This is a genomic window from Ferrovibrio sp. (assembly GCF_025869515.1).
In the GTDB taxonomy this organism is placed as follows: Bacteria; Pseudomonadota; Alphaproteobacteria; order Ferrovibrionales; family Ferrovibrionaceae; genus Ferrovibrio.
Genome location: NZ_JAOZVR010000075.1, coordinates 1 through 21017 on the forward strand (window position 1 = coordinate 1; position 21017 = coordinate 21017).

The 21017-nt window shown below is 63.8% G+C and carries 25 protein-coding genes; 15 read left to right on the forward strand and 10 right to left on the reverse strand.

The genetic code is table 11. The annotated features are described in order from the left end of the window. Positions 1–108: 108 nt before the first annotated feature. From OJJ21_RS11545 to OJJ21_RS11555, 3 genes are read right to left on the reverse strand one after another with little or no spacing between them, the layout of a single operon-like run. On the reverse strand, positions 109–666 hold the full coding sequence (locus OJJ21_RS11545; RefSeq protein WP_297686329.1) for a hypothetical protein: 558 nt from the start codon (positions 664–666) through the stop codon (positions 109–111). Continuing rightward, a complete protein-coding gene (locus OJJ21_RS11550; protein WP_297686331.1) occupies positions 663–995 on the reverse strand; it encodes a rod-binding protein in 333 nt (110 codons plus the stop codon). The genes OJJ21_RS11545 and OJJ21_RS11550 overlap by 4 nt, the downstream gene beginning before the upstream one ends. Before the next feature lie 7 nt (positions 996–1002). After that, on the reverse strand, positions 1003–2331 hold the full coding sequence (locus tag OJJ21_RS11555; protein ID WP_297686414.1) for a flagellar basal body P-ring protein FlgI: 1329 nt from the start codon (positions 2329–2331) through the stop codon (positions 1003–1005). Between the two features lie 197 nt (positions 2332–2528). Between OJJ21_RS11555 and OJJ21_RS11560 the strand changes: the two genes are divergently transcribed. Both OJJ21_RS11560 and dksA read left to right on the forward strand, forming a co-directional pair. Next, positions 2529–2963 carry a flagellar assembly protein FliX gene (locus OJJ21_RS11560; protein ID WP_297686333.1) on the forward strand — a complete coding sequence of 145 codons (435 nt, stop codon included), beginning with the start codon at positions 2529–2531 and terminating at the stop codon, positions 2961–2963. Positions 2964–3120: 157 nt separating this feature from the next. After that, complete coding sequence (gene dksA, locus OJJ21_RS11565) at positions 3121–3540, forward strand: RNA polymerase-binding protein DksA (protein WP_297686335.1); 420 nt, start codon at positions 3121–3123, stop codon at positions 3538–3540. A 198-nt stretch (positions 3541–3738) separates the two neighbouring features. On the opposite strand, the gene flgH is transcribed toward dksA, so the two are convergent. The 4 genes from flgH to flgF are packed head-to-tail and all read right to left on the reverse strand — an operon-like array spanning position 3739 to position 6936. Then, positions 3739–4554 carry a flagellar basal body L-ring protein FlgH gene (gene flgH, locus OJJ21_RS11570; protein WP_297686337.1) on the reverse strand — a complete coding sequence of 272 codons (816 nt, stop codon included), beginning with the start codon at positions 4552–4554 and terminating at the stop codon, positions 3739–3741. Positions 4555–4580: 26 nt separating this feature from the next. Continuing rightward, positions 4581–5366 carry a flagellar basal body P-ring formation chaperone FlgA gene (gene flgA, locus OJJ21_RS11575; protein WP_297686339.1) on the reverse strand — a complete coding sequence of 262 codons (786 nt, stop codon included), beginning with the start codon at positions 5364–5366 and terminating at the stop codon, positions 4581–4583. 30 nt (positions 5367–5396) lie between these two features. Further along, entirely contained in the window at positions 5397–6182 is a 786-nt protein-coding gene (gene flgG / locus OJJ21_RS11580) for a flagellar basal-body rod protein FlgG (RefSeq protein WP_297686341.1), read from the reverse strand. A gap of 28 nt (positions 6183–6210) precedes the next feature. Continuing rightward, positions 6211–6936, reverse strand: a complete 726-nt coding sequence (gene flgF / locus OJJ21_RS11585; protein ID WP_297686343.1) for a flagellar basal-body rod protein FlgF — start codon at positions 6934–6936, stop codon at positions 6211–6213. A gap of 270 nt (positions 6937–7206) precedes the next feature. Between flgF and OJJ21_RS11590 the strand changes: the two genes are divergently transcribed. The 7 genes from OJJ21_RS11590 to OJJ21_RS11620 all read left to right on the forward strand — a co-directional run bounded on the left by OJJ21_RS11590 (position 7207) and on the right by OJJ21_RS11620 (position 15770). Further along, a complete protein-coding gene (locus OJJ21_RS11590) occupies positions 7207–7701 on the forward strand; it encodes a flagellar basal body-associated FliL family protein (protein WP_297686345.1) in 495 nt (164 codons plus the stop codon). Between the two features lie 15 nt (positions 7702–7716). Continuing rightward, positions 7717–8751, forward strand: a complete 1035-nt coding sequence (gene fliM, locus OJJ21_RS11595) for a flagellar motor switch protein FliM (protein ID WP_297686346.1) — start codon at positions 7717–7719, stop codon at positions 8749–8751. Continuing rightward, the gene (locus OJJ21_RS11600) at positions 8751–9305 is read left to right on the forward strand and encodes a DUF6468 domain-containing protein (RefSeq protein ID WP_297686348.1); all 555 of its coding nucleotides are present in this window, start codon (positions 8751–8753) and stop codon (positions 9303–9305) included. The genes fliM and OJJ21_RS11600 overlap by 1 nt, the downstream gene beginning before the upstream one ends. Next, complete coding sequence (locus OJJ21_RS11605; protein ID WP_297686350.1) at positions 9302–10237, forward strand: hypothetical protein; 936 nt, start codon at positions 9302–9304, stop codon at positions 10235–10237. The genes OJJ21_RS11600 and OJJ21_RS11605 overlap by 4 nt, the downstream gene beginning before the upstream one ends. Positions 10238–10463: 226 nt before the next feature. Further along, on the forward strand, positions 10464–11849 hold the full coding sequence (locus tag OJJ21_RS11610; RefSeq protein ID WP_297686352.1) for a DUF1217 domain-containing protein: 1386 nt from the start codon (positions 10464–10466) through the stop codon (positions 11847–11849). Between the two features lie 49 nt (positions 11850–11898). Next, on the forward strand, positions 11899–12267 hold the full coding sequence (locus OJJ21_RS11615; protein WP_297686354.1) for a response regulator: 369 nt from the start codon (positions 11899–11901) through the stop codon (positions 12265–12267). A gap of 239 nt (positions 12268–12506) precedes the next feature. Then, the gene (locus tag OJJ21_RS11620) at positions 12507–15770 is read left to right on the forward strand and encodes a hypothetical protein (protein ID WP_297686356.1); all 3264 of its coding nucleotides are present in this window, start codon (positions 12507–12509) and stop codon (positions 15768–15770) included. Between the two features lie 49 nt (positions 15771–15819). Here the strand turns inward: OJJ21_RS11620 and fliP are convergent, their stop codons facing one another. From fliP to OJJ21_RS11635, 3 genes are all read right to left on the reverse strand, one after another. Beyond that, on the reverse strand, positions 15820–16515 hold the full coding sequence (fliP, locus tag OJJ21_RS11625; RefSeq protein WP_366092865.1) for a flagellar type III secretion system pore protein FliP: 696 nt from the start codon (positions 16513–16515) through the stop codon (positions 15820–15822). 95 nt (positions 16516–16610) lie between these two features. Further along, on the reverse strand, positions 16611–16982 hold the full coding sequence (locus OJJ21_RS11630; RefSeq protein WP_297686359.1) for a flagellar biosynthetic protein FliO: 372 nt from the start codon (positions 16980–16982) through the stop codon (positions 16611–16613). A 99-nt stretch (positions 16983–17081) separates the two neighbouring features. Then, positions 17082–17381 carry an EscU/YscU/HrcU family type III secretion system export apparatus switch protein gene (locus tag OJJ21_RS11635; RefSeq protein ID WP_297686361.1) on the reverse strand — a complete coding sequence of 100 codons (300 nt, stop codon included), beginning with the start codon at positions 17379–17381 and terminating at the stop codon, positions 17082–17084. A 162-nt stretch (positions 17382–17543) separates the two neighbouring features. Here OJJ21_RS11635 and flgB point away from each other — a divergent pair, with 162 nt between their 5' ends. The 6 genes from flgB to flhB all read left to right on the forward strand — a co-directional run bounded on the left by flgB (position 17544) and on the right by flhB (position 21012). Further along, on the forward strand, positions 17544–17957 hold the full coding sequence (flgB, locus tag OJJ21_RS11640) for a flagellar basal body rod protein FlgB (RefSeq protein WP_297686363.1): 414 nt from the start codon (positions 17544–17546) through the stop codon (positions 17955–17957). Positions 17958–17980: 23 nt separating this feature from the next. Next, positions 17981–18391, forward strand: a complete 411-nt coding sequence (gene flgC, locus OJJ21_RS11645; RefSeq protein WP_297686365.1) for a flagellar basal body rod protein FlgC — start codon at positions 17981–17983, stop codon at positions 18389–18391. A gap of 26 nt (positions 18392–18417) precedes the next feature. Then, complete coding sequence (gene fliE / locus OJJ21_RS11650; RefSeq protein ID WP_297686367.1) at positions 18418–18714, forward strand: flagellar hook-basal body complex protein FliE; 297 nt, start codon at positions 18418–18420, stop codon at positions 18712–18714. Between the two features lie 140 nt (positions 18715–18854). Then, positions 18855–19121: a flagellar biosynthesis protein FliQ gene (fliQ, locus tag OJJ21_RS11655; RefSeq protein ID WP_297686369.1), complete on the forward strand. Its 267-nt coding sequence runs from the start codon at positions 18855–18857 to the stop codon at positions 19119–19121. A 6-nt stretch (positions 19122–19127) separates the two neighbouring features. Beyond that, positions 19128–19892, forward strand: coding sequence for a flagellar biosynthetic protein FliR (gene fliR, locus OJJ21_RS11660; RefSeq protein ID WP_297686371.1), 765 nt, complete (start codon positions 19128–19130; stop codon positions 19890–19892). 10 nt (positions 19893–19902) lie between these two features. Further along, positions 19903–21012, forward strand: coding sequence for a flagellar biosynthesis protein FlhB (gene flhB / locus OJJ21_RS11665; protein WP_297686373.1), 1110 nt, complete (start codon positions 19903–19905; stop codon positions 21010–21012). The last annotated feature ends 5 nt before the right edge of the window (positions 21013–21017 follow it).

Genomic DNA, 21017 nt, shown 5'->3' on the forward strand with positions numbered 1-21017 from the left:
GGCCGATCCGTCCGGTGCCCAAGACCGACTAACGTACGCTGAAAAGAAGGCCCCGTCCGGCGAAGCGGACGGGGCGAGGGGGGTACTGGCGGGGGGAAGTCGGGTCGGTCAGCAGGTTTCGTTGTTGAACAGCGAGACGGCCTGGCGTGAGCCGTAATTGGTGGTCAGCGCCGTCATCACGCCGGAGCGGCCATAGCCAGTGCCGAGCTGGCTTTGCTTGGTGGCACCGCGGATCACCGCGTTGAGCAGTTTCTGGTTGGCATCGCGCGCCGTCCGCACGACGATTTCATTGCGCCGGCCGACCGATTGCATATCCGCCAGCAGTTTTTCCAGGCGCTGGCGTTCGGATTCCGGTGCATCGCGCAGCGCGTCGGGATGCTGGCGCAGGACTTTCTGCTTGTCGCGCAGCAGACCGGAGATAATGCGCTTCTGCTCGGTCGAACGATCGAGGTCATCATAGGCGAAGCGTTCCAGGGCCGCGGTTTCTTCCTGCAGCACGTCTTTCAACTGGATAACAAGGTCGCTGAGTTCGGCAATGGTCGGCGGCACCGAGCCGGCACCGATATTGTCAACCATGCGCGGGCGGGTATCGAGGCCCATGCGCTGGACGGCGCGCGGCGAAAGAGGCTGGCGGGTAGCGGGCTGCTGCGGCTGCTTCTGGTTCACGGCTGGGCCTCCTGCATCTTGATCATCTGGTCGTACACCATGTCGGCAATGCCAAGGCCTCGGCCCTTGGACATTGCGCGGCCATACTCGTCGTTGAGGAACGAACGCCACTTGGATTCAGCCTGGCCGCCGCCCATCGGGCCATCGGTCTTCACGCCGGCGGACATGACTTCAAACATCTGCGTCAGGAAGAAGGCTTCGAAATCCTCGGCCGTCTTGCGCGGGTTGCTGTGCTTCGACTGACCGAACTTGTCGAGCTGAATGCGGCTGGCCTGCGCCTGCTCGATGGCGTAGGAGTTGATGGCGGGGGATGCGACGAGCGTAGACATGGCGGCCTCACATCACCTGGATTTCGGCCTGCAAGGCACCGGCGGCCTTGATCGCCTGCAGGATGGTGATCATATCGCGCGGGCTGACGCCGAGGGCATTCAGGCCATCGACCAGTTCCTGCAGCGAGACACCGCGTTTCAGCAGGCCGAGCCGGCGATCCGCCTGTTCGTCGACCTGGATGTCGGTGCGCGGCACCACCACGGTCTGGGCGCCACCGGCGGCCCCGCCGGGAATGGTCGGCGTGCCGGTGCCGGGCACGGCCTGGGTGATGGTGTCGAACACGAAGTTGCCCGAGGCATCCTTGACCGGCTGGCCGTCCGGGCCGATGCGCGGCACCTGCACGGTGCCGGTGCTGGCGCTGGTGCCCGAGATGCCGGGGATCGCGGTGGAAGACGGCGAGAAGGGCAGCGGCTGCGAAACCTGCGGGGTTTCCGTAATGCGCACGGTGAGCGAACCCTGCGCGATGGCGACGGTATCGATGCGCACGTTCGGACCCATCACGATGGTGCCGGAGCGTTCATCGATCACCACGCGGGCCATCTGGTCGGGTTCGACCTGCAGCTGCTCCACTTCGGTCATGAAGCCGACGATGTCGCGACGGAAACGTTCCGGGATATCGATGTGCACGGTGGAAGGATCCAGCGCGCGCGCGGTCGGTACGCCGGCCAGGGTGGAGACGGCCTGGCTGATGCGGCGCGCGGTGGTCAGATCGGGGTTCTTCAGAGCCAGGCGCAGCACCGGCAGCGAAGTCAGCTCGAAGCCGACTTCACGTTCGACGATCGCACCATTGGCGATACGGCCCGAGGTGGGCGTGCCGCGGGTGACCTGGGCGGCGGCGCCCTGGGCCTTGAAACCGCTGATGGCGATGGCGCCCTGGGCCACGCCGTAGACTTCGCCATCGGCGCCGAGCAGCGGGGTGACCAGCAGGGTACCGCCCTGCAGGCTTTTGGCGTCGCCCATGGTGGAGATGCTGACATCGATGCGGCTGCCATGGCGGGAGAACGGCGGCAGGGTGGCGGTGACCATCACGGCGGCAAGATTGGCGGTACGGTAGGTGCCGGCATCGCGGATGTTGACGCCGAAGCGTTCCAGCATGGCCTGCAGGCTCTGGCGGGTGAACGGTGCGTTGGTCAGACTGTCGCCAGTGCCATCGAGACCGACCACCAGGCCATAGCCGACCAGCATGTTGTCGCGGATGCCTTCGAAATCGGCGATATCCTTGATACGCGACCCGGCCTGGGCCTGCAGCGGCAGGGCGAGCAGGGCGACAGCCAGAGCAGCCTGCACCAGATGGGGCAGCAGGCGGCGGATCAGGTGGTCGGCAAAGCGGATCATCGTCATCTTCCCTCACGCGAACCAGGCACGCATGCCGGTTCTCTCGCGCCATTCGATGCGATTGTCGTGCCAGAGAATAACTGATTGATTTATCTTGGGATTGAGGCTGATTTCAGGCGCCGCCCGGCAAAAAATGCCGGCTTTACCCGGCCAGTCTTATCGGGCACGATGCGGCGCGTTAAGAGATATTATTTCCAATGAGCATCGACAAGATCAAAGGTCCGGGCGGTGTGGCCCCCGGCAGCCCCAAGCGTACGACCGGCAGCAGCAGCGCTGCCGGAGGGCCGAGCTTTGCCAGTATGCTGAAGGGCGCCGAGAAGCCCGCCGGCCAGGTCAGTCAGGCGCCGCCGGTGGCGGCCCTCGATGCCATGCTGACCATCCAGGCGGTCGATGAGCAGGGTGGCGGCCGGCAGAACCGGCAGCGCGCCTTCCAGCGTGGCTCAACCTTGCTTGAGCGGCTGGACGACATTCGCCACGGCCTGCTGATGGGCAGCATCCCGGCCGAGCGCCTTCAGACCCTGGCGCGCACGCTGCGCAGCGAAAAACTGATGGTGCAGGACCCCAAGCTGGCCGAGGTGATGGCCGAGATCGAACTGCGCTGCGAGGTCGAGTTGGCCAAGCTGGGCTTGTAATATAATTGCTCCCGACGCGGAGCTTTCATAATTCTATCATCAAATCAATGGGTTCGGCATTTATCGACAGCCTTGCTCCGGGCCGGGCCGATTCATATACTCCCGCGCGCCGCGGCCGGGGTCCCGGAGTCGCCGCGGCGCCTGGAGGGTCTCTTACATGGGTATCCAATTGAAGGCGAATTATCGGCCGACCGAGAGTGAGCCCTTCATGAACCCGCGCATGAAGGAATACTTCCGCCGCAAGCTGCTGGCCTGGAAGGAAGACATTTTGCGGGAATCGAACCAGACGCTGCAGCACCTGCAGGAAGACACCTCGCAGGAGCCGGATATTGCCGATCGCGCCTCGACTGAGACCGATCGGGCGCTGGAGCTGCGCACGCGCGATCGCCAGCGCAAGCTGATTTCCAAAATCGACGCCGCGTTGAAGCGGATCGAGGACGGCTCTTATGGCTATTGCGAGGAGACCGGCGAGCCGATCTCGCTCAAGCGGCTGGAAGCCCGCCCGATCGCCACGCTGTCGATCGAGGCGCAGGAGCGGCATGAACGCCGCGAGCGCACGCACCGGGACGATACCTAGCCCCTGACGCGACACAGCCGGCGCGCTTTCCAGATAGAGCTGGCGCACACGGATGAAAAAACGAAAAGGCCGGTCTTCTGACCGGCCTTTTGCGTTTGCTCTCGCCCCTGGCGTTTTGCCGCGGTCCGCATCCTGCGGTCCTGACGCGCTTTCTGGCGTGCCCGAACTTCGGGCGGGGCGGAAAATCCCTTTCGTGCCTTAGAAGGGGAAGATGATGTCGTAGATCTGCTGACCCCAGCGACCCTGCTGCACGTCGGTCAGCTGACCGCGCCCGCCGTAGGAGATGCGCGCTTCCGCCATCTGCGTATGATTGACGGTGTTGGTGGCCGTGATGTCTTCCGGTCGCACGATGCCCTGGATCAGCAATTCGCGCACTTCGTTGTTGACGCGGACTTCCTGGCGGCCCTGCACGACCAGGTTGCCGTTCGGCAGAACCTGGGTTACCAGGCCGGCGACCGTCAGGGTGATCTGCTCGTTGCGGGTGACCTGGCCCTTGCCCTGCACTTCAGAGGCGGAATTCATGGTCACCATGTTTTCCGGATCGATGTTGCGGAAAATCTTGTTCATCGTCGAAGGGGCCCCTGCGCCGGTCAGTACGCCGCCAGCCCCGTCGCGTGCGGCTTCCCAGCCGAGGAAGTTGGGCAGGCCCTGGGTTTCACTATTGTCGCGCGATGTGGTGGTGTTGTTCTGCAGCTGGGCGCGTTCCTGGATGTTGATGTTCACCGTCAGGATGTCGCCCACCCTGGTGGCGCGCGGATCCTTGAAGAACTGGCGCGCGCCGGGGCGCCACAACGAGTTGGCATGGCGCGGCGTCACTTCCGGCGAGGGCATCGGCAGGCTGACCGGGCGGTAGTCGCGGGATTCGGTCGGATTGTCGATCTTGCTCATCGAGGGCGCGCTGCCGATATCGCCAAGGCGGCTGAGATTGCCGCAGGCACCCAGGGTGATGGCAAGGCCGGCCGTGGCAGCGATACGCAGTGCCGAGGCCAGGGAAGGCATGTGTGTGCGGGTCATGGCGGAAATCCTTCTCAACTCGTCAGTCAGTTCGAAGCGATGATGTTCGGCGCGGTGATGACCTGGACGAGGTTCATTCCGGTCACCGTCGCCTGCACGGTGCGCTTGCTCTGCAGGTTCATCACCTGCACCACATCGCCGACGCTGCCGGCTTCCATGGCGCGGCCGGTGGTGGTGATGGTCAGGCCGGGTGCCTGCGCCACCATGGTGACCAGGCCGTTCTTGGTGATCGCTTCCGGCTTGCCGATATCGGCATTGCGGATCGGCAGGCCGGCGGCCAGCGCGCGGCGCGGCGTCTGGCCGACCAGTTCCTCGATGCGGTCGATATAACCGGCGCCATAACGGTTGGCCGGCACCTGCAGCCATTCGATATCGCCGCGGGTAATGACCTGGCCGGTCGTGATGCGGCTCTTCAGCACCGGAATGGCTTCCACCGGTTGGGCGCGGCCGCTCACCTTGATGCTGCTGGCGGCGCTGCTTGCGACAGTGCCGTAGAAGCGGCCGTTGCGCGAGTCGAAGGAAAACTCCTCAACCTGGAAACCGGCGGAAGCGGCGGGAACCTCGATCTCGTTGCCCAGGCCGTGGAAATGGATTTCCACCGGCCGGCCGCCATTGCGCTGCTTGACCATGTCGGCAATGCGGCGGCCGATTTCGCGCTCGCCGATCACGCGGGTCGCGCTGATGCCGGCCGAGGCCACCATGGTCTGCGCCGCAACGGGCTTCGCGGCGGCAAGCGGCAGGGCCAGTGCGAAGGCAGCCATGCCGCTGAGCAGCAGCGGGCCGGTGAGAAGAAGCGGGCGAAGCGAGGCCATGGTCGGTCTCCGTGTTACGCGTTAAAGCCGTTACCGCAGGCGAGTTGCGGTTTGCAGCATTTCGTCCGAAGCGGTGATGATCTTAGAGTTCATTTCGTAGGCGCGCTGCGCGGTGATCAGGTTGGTGATTTCCTGCACAGGATTGACGTTCGAGGTTTCGACGTAACCCTGGCGCAGCACACCGAAGCCGATCGCATTGGGATTGCCCACGGTGGGCTGGCCCGAAGCGGCGGTTTCGAGGAACAGATTGTCGCCGGTGGCTTCCAGGCCGGCCTCGTTCACGAAGGTGGCGAGCTGGATCTGGCCCAGCTGCTGGGCATTGGTCTGGCCCGCGATGCGCGCCTCGACGATGCCGGTGGCATCGATATTCACCGACAGCGCACCCTGCGGCACCGTGATGGCCGGATTGATCTGATAGCCGTCGACAGTGACGATCTGGCCCTGCGCATTGACCTGGAAAGAGCCCGCACGGGTATAGGAGGTTTCGCCAGATGGCAGCGTGACCTGGAAGTAACCCTTGCCGCTGATCGCCAGATCGTAGGTATTGCCCGTCGTTGTCAGATTGCCCTGCTCATGGATGCGGTAAACACCCGCGGTGCGCACACCCACGCCGATCTGGATGCCCGAGGGCACGATGGTGTTGGCATCCGACGAGGTCGAGCCCGGTCGCCGCATGTTCTGGTACAGCAAATCCTGGAACTCGGCACGCTGGCGCTTGAAGCCGGTCGTGCTCATGTTGGCGATATTGTTCGAGATGACTTCAACATTGAGCTGTTGAGCCATCATGCCGGTGGCACCGGTGCTGAGCGAACGCATGATCTAGGTCTCCTGGTCCGTCAATTCATCAATTCTGGGCGCGGCCGAGCCGCTGGATCGCCATTTTCAGGCGATCGTTCTCGCCGTCGAGCAGGCTCTGCGTGCTCTGATACTGGCGCAGCAGCTCGATCATGTTGGTCATCTCGACGATCGGTTCGATGTTGGAGGCTTCCAGCATGCCCTGCACCAGCGTGGTGGTGGCGGGGGCTGCCGTCGGCTCCTGGGTGGTGGCAAACAGGCCCTGGGCGGTCTTGCGTAGTTCCTGCTCATTCTCGAAATTCACCAGATCGATCTTGGCGACCTGCTGCTGGCCCACATTGATGGTGCCGTCGACCGCCATGGCGGGGACGCCCTGACCGTCGGGGATGATGATGTCGCGGCCGCGGTTATCCAGCACCGGATGGCCGCCCGAGGTCACCAGGCGCCGGTCGGCGTCGAGGCGCAGATGGCCGTCACGGGTATAGCGGCGGCCCTGCGGGGTATCGATGCTGAGATAACCGGTGCCGCTGATGGCGAAATCGAAGGTATTGCCGGTCTGCTCCAGCTTGCCGGCGCGGAAATCGCGCAGCACGGCCCAGTCGTTGACGAAACTGGTCTTCTGATTGGCGTTCGGACCCTTGAGGAATTCCTCAAACATCACCCGCTCGCCCTTGTAGGCGTTGGAATTCATGTTCGCCATGTTGTTGGCGACCACATCCATTTCACGCCGCATGGCCGAAAGGCGGGACAGGCCGATGTAAGTCGTGTTTTCCATGACACCTAACTCGTGGTTAGTCGTTGCTGGCCATCATGTTGCAGACGCCGTGCCAATTCATTTATTGGCGGAAAACAGGCATAATATTTGAGATTTCCGGCGCAGAGGCGATTTTTGACCGGCGGCAGGGGGGCAAACCCGGCAAAAACTGCCGGGCGGTGACAAAGTGTTAACTGTGGCCCCTTACCAATGGCATCCGGAGTGAACCGGCCAGATCGGGATTCGGGTCGGGATTGACGGGCCAGCGATGGCGCCAGGGATGTGGCAGGCATGAGTGACGACAGCGAAGGCCAGGCCGAAGACGGCGAAGGCGCACCCAAGAAGCGCGGCAAGCGGGCAATAGTCATTATTGCTGCCGTTGTGCTGGTGCTGCTGCTCGTTGGCGGCGGCGGTGCCGCCTATTTCCTGCTGTTTGCCGGGAAAAGCGAGGAAGCCGAGGTCAAGCCCGAAGCGCCGAAGGTGACGGTCTTCTATGATCTGCCGGACATTCTGGTAAATTTGAATTCGACCGGCCGGCAGGCGTCCTATCTGAAACTGAAGGTGGCGCTGGAGCATAACGATCCGCTGTCGACGCCGAAGCTGAACGAACTGTTGCCGCGCGTCATCGATAACTTCCAGATTTACCTGCGCGAACTGCGTCCGGATGATCTGGTGGGATCCGCCGGCCTGTACCGGCTGAAGGAAGAACTGCTGATCCGCGTCAACCAGGCAGTGGCGCCGCTCAAGATCAATGACGTGCTGTTCAAGGAAATGTTGATCCAGTGATCACGCGAGGCGTCCATGGCTGACAATCCCGAAGACGGCGGCGCCGAATGGGCCGGCGGCGACGGCGGCGATGAAGCCGGCGGCTCCACCAGGATTCTGAATCAGGACGAGATCGACAGCCTATTAGGCTTCGATGCCAGTGTTGAGGAAGATGCCGACAAGGCCGGTATCCGCGCGATCATCAACAGCGCGCTGGTTTCCTATGAACGTCTGCCGATGCTCGAGGTGGTGTTCGACCGCCTCGTGCGTCTGATGACGACCAGTTTGCGCAATTTTACCTCCGACAACGTCGAAGTCTCGCTCGACAACATTACCTCGATCCGTTTTGGCGATTACCTCAATTCCATCCCGCTGCCCGCCATCCTCAGCGTGTTCCGCGCGGTCGAGTGGGATAACTACGGCCTGCTCACGGTCGACAGCTCGCTGATCTATTCTATCGTCGACGTGCTGCTCGGTGGCCGTCGTGGCACCGCGGCGATGCGCATCGAAGGCCGTCCGTATACGACCATCGAACGCAACCTCGTCGAGCGCATGGTCAATGTGGTGCTCGACGACATGCGCGCGGCATTCGAGCCGCTGGCGCCGGTCAACTTCTCTTACGACCGTATCGAGACCAATCCGCGCTTCGCCACCATCGCCCGCCCGGCCAATGCGGCAATTCTTGCCCGCCTGCGCGTCGACATGGAGGACCGCGGTGGTCGTCTCGAGCTGCTGCTGCCCTATGCCACGCTGGAGCCGGTCCGCGAACTTCTGCTCCAGATGTTCATGGGCGAGAAGTTCGGCCGCGACTCGATCTGGGAAAACCATCTGGCGACCGAATTATGGTCCACCGATGTGGAAATCGAAGCTGTGCTGGACGAACAGGTGATGACATTGGGCCAGGTGATGAACCTGGAGGTGGGCAAGACCATTATGTTCAACGCCACGCCGGAATCGGTGATTATGATGCGCTGTGGCGGCATTCCGATGGTTGAAGGCCGCATGGGCCGGATGGGCAACAACATTGCGGTCAAGATTGATCGAACCCTGAAGAACCTGGGAGGTGTGTGATGACGCTGACCATGATGGTTGAAATCCTCGTTGCCGTTCTGCTGCTCATCACCCTGGGCATCTCGCTGGTGCTCAATCGCCGTCTCGGCAACCTGCGCGCCAACCAGGAAGAGATGCGCCGCCTGATCGGCGATTTCGACAAAGCGCTGACCAAGGCACGTCAGGGCATGGCCGAACTGAAGGGGGCTTCCGCCAGTGCCGATACCGCGCATGAAGAGCGCATGCAGCAGGCCAGGACCCTGCGCGACGAGCTTGGCTTCATGATCGAGACCGCAGATCGCCTGGCCGACCGCCTGGCCGGCGATGCGAACGGCAATCGCACCGCGCGGCAGCCGACGGAACGTCCCGCGACGGAGCGGGCCGGTATCGATCGTGTGATGGAGCGCGCCGCGATGGAGCGGCAGGCTGCGCCGGCGGCGGCCCGCCCGCAGGTCACGCCATTCCCGCCGAAAAAACCGAATATCCCGCCCGCACCGAATGCCCGCGACTTCAAGATCGAACCGCGCTCGGAAGCCGAGCGTGAATTGCTGATGGCCCTGAGGCAGGCACGATGAGCGCTGTGGCGCATCCTTCCCGGCAGCGTTTGGCCAGTCGCGTACGCATTCTGCCGCTGACCATTCTGGCGGTGGCGCTGCTGCTCGGCCTCAAGATCGGTGCATTGTGGCAGGGCAGGGCAGAACTGTTCGTCACGCCCGCCGGTGCCCAGCAACAGGGCCAGCAGCAGGCCGGACAGCCCACGCAATTGACTCCGCCGCCGCAGCAGGCGGCGCAGCCACCGGCGTCGCGGCAACCGGCCCCGGCCCAGATGGCCCAGGCTCCGGCTGCAGCGCCAGCGGCTGCGTCCGGCCAGACCGGGCAGCAGACCGGGCAGCAGGCGCCGGCACGCGCATCGGCCACCGTGCAGTCGCTGGCCGAGAAGGACCCGACCACATTTACCCGTGCCGAGATCGAGCTGCTGGCCAATCTGGCGCAGCGTCGCGACCAGATCGAACAGCGCGGCCGCGAGATCGATCTGCGCGAAAGCCTGCTGGGCGCTGCCGAGAAGCGGCTCGATGACCGCATTGCCGAACTGAAGAAGCTGGAAGCCAGCATCAAGCAGATCGTGCAGCAGTACGACAAGCAGGAAGAACAGAACCTGCAGGGCCTGGTGAAGGTCTATGAGAATATGAAACCGAAAGATGCCGCGCGCATCTTCGAAAAGCTGGAACCGAATATCCTGCTCGGCGTGGTCGAGCGGATGAAGGAAGCCAAGCTGGCGCTGGTGCTGGCCGATATGGCCCCGGCCACGGCCCAGGATCTCACGGTTCGCCTTGCCACGCGCAAGCAGATTCCGCCGAGCGTGCGCGCTGGTGTGGAAAGCCAGTTGCAGTCGGTCGCGCCTGCGGCGGGGGCGCCAGCATCGGCACCGGCCGCGGCGCCGCGCGCTGCTCCGGGGCAGGGTCAGCCGGCTGCCGGTGCGGCACCTGCGCCGCGCGCGGGTGGCTGAAACACGGTTAATCCAAGGTTAATGCGTTGTTCCGGCTTAGAAAAGCCGGTATTGCCCGGCTGCGTATCCGTGGTAAAATTACTACGGATTATTTCCAGTATGCCAGTCCAGAATCGGATCGGTATCCCATCGTCACTGCCGCAGGAGGCGAGCAAGGATGGCCATCGACCTAAGCGCCCTTCTGTCAAGTGCAACGCCCAGTTCGGCGACCGTGTCGCCAATCGGGATGTACAAGAAACTGCAGAAGCTCGCGGAAGAAAACGCGCAGACGGATGACTCGGGGACTGCCAAGGAAAAGGCGGCCGAGATCACGCGCGAATTCAACAATGCCGCCGTGCGCCTGCGCAACAAGCAATACAAAGAGCAGAACGCCCAGGTTCAGAACGACACGCTCTATTACAAAAACCGCGCCGCCACTGCGAATACCGCTGCCGAGTTGGTCAACGACGACCGCTTCCTCAAGGTACTCGCCTTCGGCAATGATTTCGGCGATCTGTATCTGAACGACCGTCAGCGCCTGCGCGACATCCTGCTCAGCGACCTCAACGATCCGAATTCAGCGGCCCGGCAGAGCGGCTTGCTAAAGGAAGTCGAACTCGCCAAGAAATACAATTTTGGTGCCACCGGCGATCAGTACGACACTGACGGCAATGTCGTCGGCGTGACGGCCGAGGGCAAGCTGGTCAACGACGGGTCCGGTACGCCGCTGCCGGCGAGCCTGGGCAAGCTGCGCGGCCTCGTGATCGACATCAGTGGCAAGGCGAGTATTACCGACACGCCGAGCAAGCCGGAGACCGACAACCAGCTGATCCAGACCGTGGGATTGGCGGCAGGCGACGCATCGCGCTATGCCAGCGCGCAGACCAAGGCATTGCTGCAGGAGCAGAAGGCACCGGAAAAATCCAGCGTCAGCGCGGTCTATGAATTCGAAAGCACCGAGTTCCAGAAATTCCGCGAGCGCCGCGACGTGCAGATGGAGGCTCAGTATTACAAGGACAACATCGACAACGTCAAAACGGTCGATGACCTGTTCGACAGCAAGAATCACCGCCTGCTGAAATTCATGCTGTACTCCTATGGCCTCGCTGGTGAGGAGCAGTATCCCGGCAAGATCCGCAAGATTCTCGAAAGCGATCTGAATGACGTCAACTCGCTGGCCAATCGGTTCCAGGACCCGCGCTACCAGCAGATGGCCAAGGATCTCAACCTTCCGGCTGCCGGTGTGGTCAAGCTGAAGCTCGGCACCACCACGGAGGGTCTGGTCACCCGCTATGAACGCCTCGCCTACGAGAGGCATCTCGATGAACAGGCGCCGGGTGTGCGCGCCGCCATCGAATTCGGCCGCCGCATCAAGGATGTGACGATGACCGTGCAGCTGCTCGGCGATGCCGTGCTGCGCGAGGTGGTCACGGTCGCCAATAACATTCCGCAGGAACTGGCCTACCAGGAAGTCGACAGCCAGGTCACGGCACTTGAGCGTCGCGTCGACGTCAAGGCGCTGAAGAGCGACCAGAACGAGGTGGACAAGCTGGTGATGCGTTATCTCACCTTCAAGGATGGCGGCTACAACAGCGCTACCTCGCAAAGCTACCTGACGGGTCTGTTCGGCTAGGTTTTCTTTCCATCCTGGGCTAAGTATCGGCATGGTTGCCGACTGGTCCATGCCGATTCTGGTTGTCGACGATCACCGCACCATGCAGGCGATCGTGGCCAGGCAGCTGCGCGACCTCGGTTTCCGCGAGATCGACACGGCCGGCGACCCGGTCACGGCCCTGACCATGATGCACCAGCGGCACTACCGCCTGATTCTGTCGGACTGGAATATGGAGCCGATGAGCGGCATCGCCTTCCTTGAAACGCTGCGGCGCGATCCGCTCTACGCCGCCACACCCTTCATTCTGGTCACGGCCGAGAGCCGGCCGGAGAATGTGCTGGCGGCACGCCGGCTGGGGGTCGACGGCTATCTCGTGAAACCCTTCGATGCCGCGGGTCTGCGGGCCAAGCTGGCGGCCGTACTGGGCCCATTCTGAAAGCCGCACCGCGCGCCTGCGTCGGCCCGATCTGGCCGGAAGAACAATCTGTTAACAGTATCGCCTTATCCTGCGAGGCTCTTATAATCCGTCTGTCGGGAACGCGAGTCCCCGGCGAAGCAGTGCAAGCGGTGCAGACAGGGAGTATGGCGAAAAGACGCGGCACAGGCAGCGCGTCAGGCCGGCCACAGACTGGCGGTCCACGGCGTGCCCTCGATGGCAGGGTCGCCGGTCTTCTTGTGACCGGCGCCATCGGCCTCGCCTTGTCCTTGACCCAGTCGCCCCTCGCCACTGCCCAGCAGGTCAACACCCCGCCGACCGGCACCCAGCAGCCTGCCGCTCAGCCGCCCGCGGCCCGCCCGCCGGCTGCAGCAGCACCGGCCGCAGCGCCGGCTTCTGCCGCTGTCCGTCTGCGCGCCGGCGAACACCCCACCTACACGCGTCTGGTTTTTGACTGGCCCGAACGCGTCGATTTCACCGTGAATACCGAAGGGCAGCAGGCGAGCGTGCGGTTCGAGCGCGCCGCCGCCATCGATATCGGCCGGCTGGCGCAGTTTCCGCCGCGCGGCATCACCGGTCTTGCGGCCCGTACCGATGGCAATGCCAGCATCGTCAGTTTCGGGATCGGCACCGGCGCCAGTGTGAAGGCCTGGCGCGATGGCGCCAAGGTCGTGCTCGATGTGGGCCAGCCGGCCGAACCGAAAACGGCAGAGCAGAAACCCGCCGATACGAAGCCTGCCGATACGAAGCCCGCGGAAACAAAGCCTGCCACGGCGGCCAAGCCGGCGGAAGCGGCGCGGCCGGCCGCACCGCCTCCGGCAGCGCCAGCACAGGCAACATCACCCCAGGCAACGCCGCCCCGCACGGCCGCCGCACCGGCTGCTGTCCCGGGCGCCCCGCCGGCGCGCGGCACTGCAGCGCCCCCGCAAGCCAATGCGCCCGCCGCTCCGGTAACGGCGGCGCCGCCGGCAACATTGGCGCCTACGGTTGCCAATGGCGGTGTGCCGCTGGCCGCGCCCGTCGCTGGCGTCGGCGCCGCGCCGCTCGGCACCTTCATGCCGGCGCCGCCCACCGATCGTCTGACCGGCGAGCCGTTGGTGCCCTCGGTCGATTCCACCCGCACCGGGCCGCTGCTGAATTTTCCCTGGACCCGCCCGGTAGCGGTCAGCGCCTTCCTGCGCAACGGCATGCTGTGGCTGGTTTTCGACCGCAATGCGGTGGTCGATCTGCGGCCGATCACCACGCGCGACTGGAGCGGTGCCATCAATGGCATCGAGCAGTTGCCGGTTCCCGGCCTGACCGTGCTGCGGCTGACCGTGCCGAGTGGCACGACGGCCAGTTTCACTCGCCGCAACGCCGGCTGGCAGGTCAGCATCAATACGATCCAGCCCGAGCAGCTGGTGCCGAAGGAAACCGCCCCCGGTGCGATCCCCGAGGATCCCGCGGCCACGCGTAACCGGCTGCCTGAAATCGATGTGCGTCGTCAGCTCGATGCCGATGGCGGCGCCAAGCTGTTCTTCGCCGCCAACGATCCCGGCGCCCAGGTCGCGGTGCCGGATCCCGATACCGGCGACAGGCTGATTGTGATCCCCTTTGCCGGTGCCAATGGCGGCGTGCCGAGCCGGCGCGACTTCATCGAGTTGAGCGTGCTGCCCAGTTTTCAGGGTTTCGCCATCCAGCCGCATGCCGACAATCTGGTGATCAGCCGCTTTCCCCGCGGCGTCGAGATCGGTTCAGCCAGCGGCTTGTCGCTGTCCGCACCGCGTGGCGCCGATCCGAAAAGCGGCGCCGTCGATATCCTGCAGTTCGGCGAATGGCGCCGAGTCGAGGGCAACAGCTATGCCGAACAGGAAGAGAATCTGCTGCGCCGCATCGGTCTGAGCGCGCCGAACCAGCGCCAGGCCGGGCGCCTGGCCCTGGCGGAATTCTATTCCGCCAACGACATGCAGCCAGAAGCGCTGGGTGTTCTGGCCAAGGCGCGGGCCGAGCAGCCCGACCTGGAGCGCGACAAGCTCTATCGCGCCCTGCGCGGCATTGCTTACCTGCGGCTCGGCCGGCTGACCGATGCATCCAACGATCTCGATTCCAAGATTTTCGACGACGATCCGGATGTGCTGGCCTATCGCGGCATGCTGGCGGCGGAGCGTGACGACTGGCCGGCTGCGCGGCGGTCGTTCTCGCTGGCTGGCGCGGCGGTCGCGAAATTTCCCCCCGAACTGCGTGCCTCGCTGCGCCTGACCATGGCCCGCTCCTGGCTCGCCGGCGGGGACGTGACCGCGGCGACAGCGGAGCTGCGCGCGCTGGACAGCGACACCTTGAGCCGCGGCCAGGCAGCCGAAGGCAACTACATTCGCGGTCTGCTCGCCGATGCCACCAACAAGCCGGAAGAAGCGATCCGCTTTTTCGATCTCGCCTCCGGCAGTGGCGATCGCCGTGCTCGCGCTCTGGCAGAATTCGCCAAGACCGAAATGATGCTGGGGCGCAAGCTGATCAATACGTCGCAGGCGATCGAGCGTCTCGACAGCCTGCGCTTCGCCTGGCGCGGCGGGCCCTTCGAATTCAATCTGCTGCGCCGCCTGGGTGAACTGCAATTTGCCACCGGCGATCTGCGCAGCGGCATCACCACCTTCCGCCAGGTGGTGAAATACTTCCCGAAATCGCCGGAAATGCCGTTGCTGACCAAGCAGATGAGCGATGAATTCGCCAAGCTGTTCCTCGATGGCGGCGCGCAGTCGCTGCCGCCGCTCAATGCGCTGGCGCTTTATTATGATTATCGCGAGCTGACGCCGGTCGGCCCGGAAGGCGACGAGATCATCGGCAAGCTGGCCGACCGGCTGGTCTCGGTCGATCTGCTCAATCGTGCGGCCGAACTGCTCGAGCACCAGATTCAGTATCGCCTGCGCGGCGAGGACCGCGCCCGCGCCGGAGCGCGGCTGGCGGTGGTCTATCTGCTCGACCGCAATCCCGATGCCACGCTGAAGGCGTTGCAGACCACCAATGCCGCCAATCTGCCGTACGGGATACAGCAGGAGCGCCGCCTGCTCGAAGCACGTGCCCTCGGCGACCTCGACCGCTTCCCCGAGGCGCTCAACCTGCTGGGCCAGGACCAGAGCGTGGAAGCGCGCGCACTGCGCTCCGAACTGCATTGGCGCGCCAAGGATTGGGTCGCTTTCGCCCGCGTCGCCAGCCAGATGCTCGGCGGCCGCGATGCAGATCCGGCGCCGCTGTCGGCTGACGAGCGCAAGCAGGTGATGCAGCTCGCTGTCGCCTATGCGCTGAGCAACGACACCGCCGCGCTGGATGATTTGCGCCGCCGGTACGAAACCAAGTTCCGCGATACGCCGGATGCCGCCACCTTTGCCGCCGTGGCCAGCTCGGTCTCGCGCAATGCCAGCGATCCGCGCCAGCTGGCCGCGACCATCGCGCAGGTCGGTCAGTATGAGGCCTTCATGAGCCGCTATCGCGACCGTGTCTCCAAGGGTGGGTTGAGCGCCATCAATTGACGGGCACCATCAATCCGGCGGCATGGATCGGCCGGTGAGCCGCCCAGCGTCAGCGTGGTATGAAGCTTTCCACCAGTGCCGCGCAGACCAGGTTCCAGCCATCCACCAGCACGAAGAAGATCAGCTTGAACGGCAGTGAGATCATCACCGGCGGCAGCATCATCATGCCCATCGACATCAGCACGCTCGCGACCACCATGTCGACCACGATGAAGGGGATGAACAGCAGGAAGCCGATCTCGAAGGCGCGTTTCAGTTCGCTGATCATGAACGCGGGCACCAGTACGCGCAGCGGGATTTCGGCCGCCGTCGCCGCCGGCGGCACGCGGGCAAAGCCGCTGAACAGCGCCAGATCCTTCTCGCGCACATGGTTGCGCATGAATTCGTGGAACGGTGCAATCGAACGGTCGAAGGCGACGCGTTCGTCGATCTGTTCCTCGATCAGCGGCTGCACGCCCTCGTTATAGGCGCGTTCCATATAGGGCTGCATGATGAAGAAGGTCAGGAACAGCGCCAGGCTCATCAGCACCGCATTCGGCGGCGTTGATTGCGTGCCCATGGCGCTGCGCAGGATCGACAGCACCACGACGATGCGCACGAAGCTGGTGATCACCACCAGGATCGACGGCGCCAGTGCCAGGACGGTGGTCAGCACCACCAGCTGGATGACGCGGCCGGTCAGCGAGCCGCCCTGGCCGAGGTCGATGTTGACCGACTGCGCAAACAGCGACGTCGGCGCCATCATCAGCAGGGCAACCAGGCCAAAGCCGAGCGACCAGGGCAGGGCGCGCCGGCAGTCGGACAGCAGAGCGGACAGCTTCCGGCGCATGATCTGGCGCATCAGCGGTCGCGTCCCGGCACGCGCAGGGTCGGCCAGCCGCCTGAATCGTCGACCGAGGCGGGCTTGCGCGGCCCGCCAGCGGCCGGATCGGCCTCGTCGCGCGGCGGTATCGGAATATTGCTTTCGATCACCAGATCGCCATGAGTGCCGAGCAGCAGCAGATGTTCGGTATCGTCGCGGCGCACCAGCACCAGCCGGCGGGTGCCATCGACCGGCATGCTGTCGATCACACCGATCCGCTGGCCGCTGCGCCATTTGCCGGCGCGCGTGGTCGACCCCGACAGCGCGCGCGCGCCATAGTAAAACAGCGCGAGCAGCAGCAGCAGGCCGCCGAAGGCGAGTGCCACCTGGGTGAAATCGATGCTTTCCATATCGGCCTGATCCGTGATTGCGGGCTACTCTGGTGGCCGGGTCCGAGTCGGGTCAAGCCGATAGGCCGATCCGCCGGGCGCGGCCCGATGAAAGCTGCGTCAGGTACCGGGTGTCTTGCCCTGGCTGCGGTAGATATAGCTGAGAATCTCCGCCACGGCGGCGAAGGCCTCGATCGGGATCAGCGCATCGATATCGAGTTTGGACAGGATTTCGACCAGGTCGGAATCCTTGTGGATGATGATCCCGTTATCGAGGGCAATCCTTACGATCTGCGCCGCGATATGACCCTCGCCGGTGGCCACCACCCGGGGCGCCTCTTCGCGGTCGGCGTTGTAACGCAGGGCAACCGCCTTCTGTTTTGGCGGTTTTGCTGGGTTTTTGTTCGGCGGATCGGCCACGGGCGTCCTGGTGCTGGGCTTGGAAGGGCGGCGAATGCGGCATCCTACCACGCTCCGGGGTTAACCGAATCTTTAGGACCCCGGAGTCAGCCTGCGAGCCAGTTCAAAAGGCCTGATCCCGGCCCGGACCGTCCGGGCCAGGCAGCGGCGTAAGGCAGCGGTATGGACCTCGACAAGATCAGCGTGCTCAAAGCGATCACCCGCCGGATGGACTGGCTGGGCGAGCGTCAGCGCGTGCTGGCCGAGAATGTCGCCAATGCCGATACCCCGAATTACAAGCCGAAGGACCTCAAGCAGGTCAGCTTCGGCGAGTTGGTGCGCAACAGCCAGCTTTCCGGCGCCGCCGCCGCCACGCAGCCCGGCCATTTCCGCGGTCTGGGCGGGCGCAGCAGCGACCAGTGGAAGACGGCGCGGCCCAGCGGCAATTACGAAACCGCACCGAACGGCAATGCGGTCAATCTCGAGCAGCAGATGATGAACGTGGCCGAGACCCAGGCCGAACACAATCTGATGACAAGCCTCTATCGCAAGCAGGTCGGCTTGCTGAAGAAGGCCCTTGGCAACCGCCAGGGCTAACCGAATAGCGACGGAGACGGCGCATGGACCTTAAGAACGCAATGAAGATTTCGGCCTCCGGCATGCGGGCCCAGGGCGAACGCCTGAAGACCATTGCCGAGAACCTGGCCAATACCGATTCGATGGGCAAGACGCCGGGCAGCGACCCGTATCGCCGCAAGGTGGTGAATTTCAAGTCCGAACTCGATCGCGCGATGGGTGCCAATCTGGTCAAGGCGCAGAAACCGCAGCAGGATCGCTCGGATTTCGAACTGAAATACGATCCGGGCCACCCGTCGGCCAATGCAGATGGCTATGTGAAGATGCCGAACGTGAAATCGGTGATCGAAATGGCCGATATGCGCGAAGCGCAGCGCACCTACGAAGCCAATCTGAACGTGATCGACTCGGCGAAGGCGATGCTGAGCCGCACCGTCGATCTGCTGCGCAGCTGATCCCGGCCGGATCGAGGGGTTAAGCCATGGCTGATTTACGGATTGCCGACACGCTGGGCCTGGGCAAGGTGCTCGGCGGCGCCGATGCCAGCAAGGTCAAGGGCGACAGCGGCTTTGGCCAGATGCTGGGCGAGGCGCTGCAGAACACGGTGGATGCCCAGAAAACCGCCGAGGCGACCTCGGCGCAGGCGGTGAGCGGCAAGGCCGACGTGACCGATGTGGTGACCGCGGTGACCAATGCCGAAATGGCACTCGACACCGTGGTGGCGGTTCGCGACCGCGTGATCAGCGCCTACCAGGAAATCCTGCGCATGCCGATCTGACCCCGGCGGGTCTCGGCAATAAATAGTGCTTCTGCCGCCTGCTTTACGGGCGGCACAGCGCCCGGAAGGGCCCCCAAACGAGCTCTTGGGCTGGGGTAACAGCGCGCAATCGGATAAGATCGGCGGCGGAGACCGAATCGATGACTGCCGTCGAAGTCACAGACGTTATGCGCGAAGCCATCTGGGTGCTGCTGAAAGTGGCCGGCCCGGCCATGATTGTCAGCCTGGTCATCGGTCTGGTGATCGCGCTGTTCCAGGCCGTGACCCAGCTGCAGGAACCCACGCTCACCTTCGTGCCGAAAATCATCGCTATCTTCGGCACCCTGATCATCACCATGCCCTTCATGATCGGCACCATGGTGACATTCATGGAGCAGCTGGCGCAGAAGATCGCCGGCCTGGAATAACCTGCGATGCTGCAGCAGTTCGTCGCCGGCAATGTCTACATGTTCCTGCTGATCTTCAGCCGCCTCGGCTCCGCGATGATGGCGCTGCCGGCCGTGGGTGAAAACTCGGTGCCGGCACGCTTCCGTCTCAGCATCGCCCTGCTGACATCGGCGCTCGTGGTGCCGATCCTGGGGCCGGCCCTGCCGCCGATCCCGGCCCAGCCGTTTCATCTGGCCTTTCTGGTCGTCAGCGAGATCGGCTTCGGCCTCGCCCTTGGCATGATGGTGCGTCTGATCATGTCGGCCATGCATGTCGCCGGTACGGTGATCGCCCTGCAGGCCGGCCTGTCGGCGGCGATGTTCTTCGATCCGAACCAGGGTTCACAGAGCGTGCTGGTGTCCAGCGCGCTGACCTTTCTGGGTATCTGCCTCGTCCTGGCCACCGATCTGCATCTGCTCGGGCTGCAGGCCGCCTACGACAGTTACACGCTGTTCCCGCCGATGCAGGCTCCGTCCTTCGGCGATTTCGCCAATGCCGCCGTCCGGCTGGTCAGCGACGGCTTCACCCTGGGCATGAAGCTCGCCGCACCCTTTCTTGTTTACGGCATCGTCTTCAACGTCGCGCTCGGCCTGCTCAATCGCCTGATGCCGTCGCTGCAGATTTTCTTCATCATGCAGGCGCCGCAGATCGCCATGTCGCTGGTCGTGCTCGGCCTGTCGCTGGGCGCCATCGGCCTGTCGTTCACCACCTACGTCGAGGGACATATGGCGCAGTTCCTCGCACCGCGCTAGGAGGACGGGCATGTCGGAAGATGCTGACCCAGAATCCAAAACCGAAGACCCTTCCGGGAAACGGCTGTCCGATGCGGCCGAGAAGGGCAACGTCGCCAAGTCGATGGAAATCAGCTACTGGTTCACCTTCCTGGCGGCCAGTATTGCGTTGTGGATGCTTGCCGACTCGTTGTCGAGCCGGGTGGTCAGCGCCACCACTGTATTTTTCGCGCAGCCGCATCTCATTCCGGTCGACCCCAGCCATCTGGCACGACTGGCCGTCGACATGATGATGGATCTCGGTATCGTGCTGTCGCCGGTGCTCGGCCTGTTCGTGCTGGCCAGCCTCGGGGCCAGCCTGATACAGAATCCGCTGCAGGTGAGCTTCGAACGCATCAAGCCGAATTTCGAGAAGCTGTCGCCGCTGGCGGGCCTCAAACGCATGGTCGGCCTGCAGAATTTCGTCGAGTTCCTCAAGAACCTGATCAAGATCGCGGTGATCGGCGGCATCCTGCTCGCCATCCTGATTCCGGAAATGGATGAACTGGAAGTCCTGATCGACCTCGATCTCCATGTCATCCTGCCGCTGTGTCTGAAGATCGTCGCCAAGGTGGTGGGTGCGCTGCTCGGCATCATGTTCATCGTCGCCGTGGCCGACTATCTGTACCAGCGCCACAGTTACATGAAGCAGCTGCGCATGACCAAGCAGGAGCTGAAGGACGAATACAAGGAGCAGGAAGGCGATCCCATGATCAAGGCGCGCCTGCGCCAGTTGCGCATGCAGCGCGTGCGCCAGCGCATGATGCAGGCCGTGCCGCAGGCCAGTGTGGTGGTCACCAACCCGACCCACTTTGCCGTGGCGCTGAAATACAATCAGGGCCAGTCCGAGGCGCCGATCGTGGTGGCCAAGGGCGCCGACAACGTCGCCCGTCGCATCCGCGAGATCGCCACCGAACACAATGTGCCGATCGTCGAGAATCCGCCGCTGGCCCGTGCCCTGTTCAAGGTCGAGATCGACAATGAGATTCCGGTCGAACATTTCCGTGCTGTCGCCGAGGTGATCTCCTACATCATGAAGCTGAAGGACGGGATTTCCTCCAAATACGAACCCAAGGTCGAGACGATCGAGGCGCCCGAGTGATGTCG

Coding starts and splice junctions, on each gene's coding strand:
- OJJ21_RS11550 (WP_297686331.1), bottom strand. CDS start 995: ATGTCTACGCTCGTCGCATCCCCCGCCATCAACTCCTACGCCATCGAG.
- OJJ21_RS11555 (WP_297686414.1), bottom strand. CDS start 2,331: ATGATCCGCTTTGCCGACCACCTGATCCGCCGCCTGCTGCCCCATCTG.
- OJJ21_RS11560 (WP_297686333.1), top strand. CDS start 2,529: ATGAGCATCGACAAGATCAAAGGTCCGGGCGGTGTGGCCCCCGGCAGC.
- dksA (WP_297686335.1), top strand. CDS start 3,121: ATGGGTATCCAATTGAAGGCGAATTATCGGCCGACCGAGAGTGAGCCC.
- flgH (WP_297686337.1), bottom strand. CDS start 4,554: ATGACCCGCACACACATGCCTTCCCTGGCCTCGGCACTGCGTATCGCT.
- flgA (WP_297686339.1), bottom strand. CDS start 5,366: ATGGCCTCGCTTCGCCCGCTTCTTCTCACCGGCCCGCTGCTGCTCAGC.
- flgG (WP_297686341.1), bottom strand. CDS start 6,182: ATGCGTTCGCTCAGCACCGGTGCCACCGGCATGATGGCTCAACAGCTC.
- flgF (WP_297686343.1), bottom strand. CDS start 6,936: ATGGAAAACACGACTTACATCGGCCTGTCCCGCCTTTCGGCCATGCGG.
- OJJ21_RS11590 (WP_297686345.1), top strand. CDS start 7,207: ATGAGTGACGACAGCGAAGGCCAGGCCGAAGACGGCGAAGGCGCACCC.
- fliM (WP_297686346.1), top strand. CDS start 7,717: ATGGCTGACAATCCCGAAGACGGCGGCGCCGAATGGGCCGGCGGCGAC.
- OJJ21_RS11600 (WP_297686348.1), top strand. CDS start 8,751: ATGACGCTGACCATGATGGTTGAAATCCTCGTTGCCGTTCTGCTGCTC.
- OJJ21_RS11605 (WP_297686350.1), top strand. CDS start 9,302: ATGAGCGCTGTGGCGCATCCTTCCCGGCAGCGTTTGGCCAGTCGCGTA.
- OJJ21_RS11610 (WP_297686352.1), top strand. CDS start 10,464: ATGTACAAGAAACTGCAGAAGCTCGCGGAAGAAAACGCGCAGACGGAT.
- OJJ21_RS11615 (WP_297686354.1), top strand. CDS start 11,899: ATGCCGATTCTGGTTGTCGACGATCACCGCACCATGCAGGCGATCGTG.
- fliP (WP_366092865.1), bottom strand. CDS start 16,515: ATGATGGCGCCGACGTCGCTGTTTGCGCAGTCGGTCAACATCGACCTC.
- OJJ21_RS11630 (WP_297686359.1), bottom strand. CDS start 16,982: ATGGAAAGCATCGATTTCACCCAGGTGGCACTCGCCTTCGGCGGCCTG.
- flgB (WP_297686363.1), top strand. CDS start 17,544: ATGGACCTCGACAAGATCAGCGTGCTCAAAGCGATCACCCGCCGGATG.
- flgC (WP_297686365.1), top strand. CDS start 17,981: ATGGACCTTAAGAACGCAATGAAGATTTCGGCCTCCGGCATGCGGGCC.
- fliE (WP_297686367.1), top strand. CDS start 18,418: ATGGCTGATTTACGGATTGCCGACACGCTGGGCCTGGGCAAGGTGCTC.
- fliQ (WP_297686369.1), top strand. CDS start 18,855: ATGACTGCCGTCGAAGTCACAGACGTTATGCGCGAAGCCATCTGGGTG.
- fliR (WP_297686371.1), top strand. CDS start 19,128: ATGCTGCAGCAGTTCGTCGCCGGCAATGTCTACATGTTCCTGCTGATC.
- flhB (WP_297686373.1), top strand. CDS start 19,903: ATGTCGGAAGATGCTGACCCAGAATCCAAAACCGAAGACCCTTCCGGG.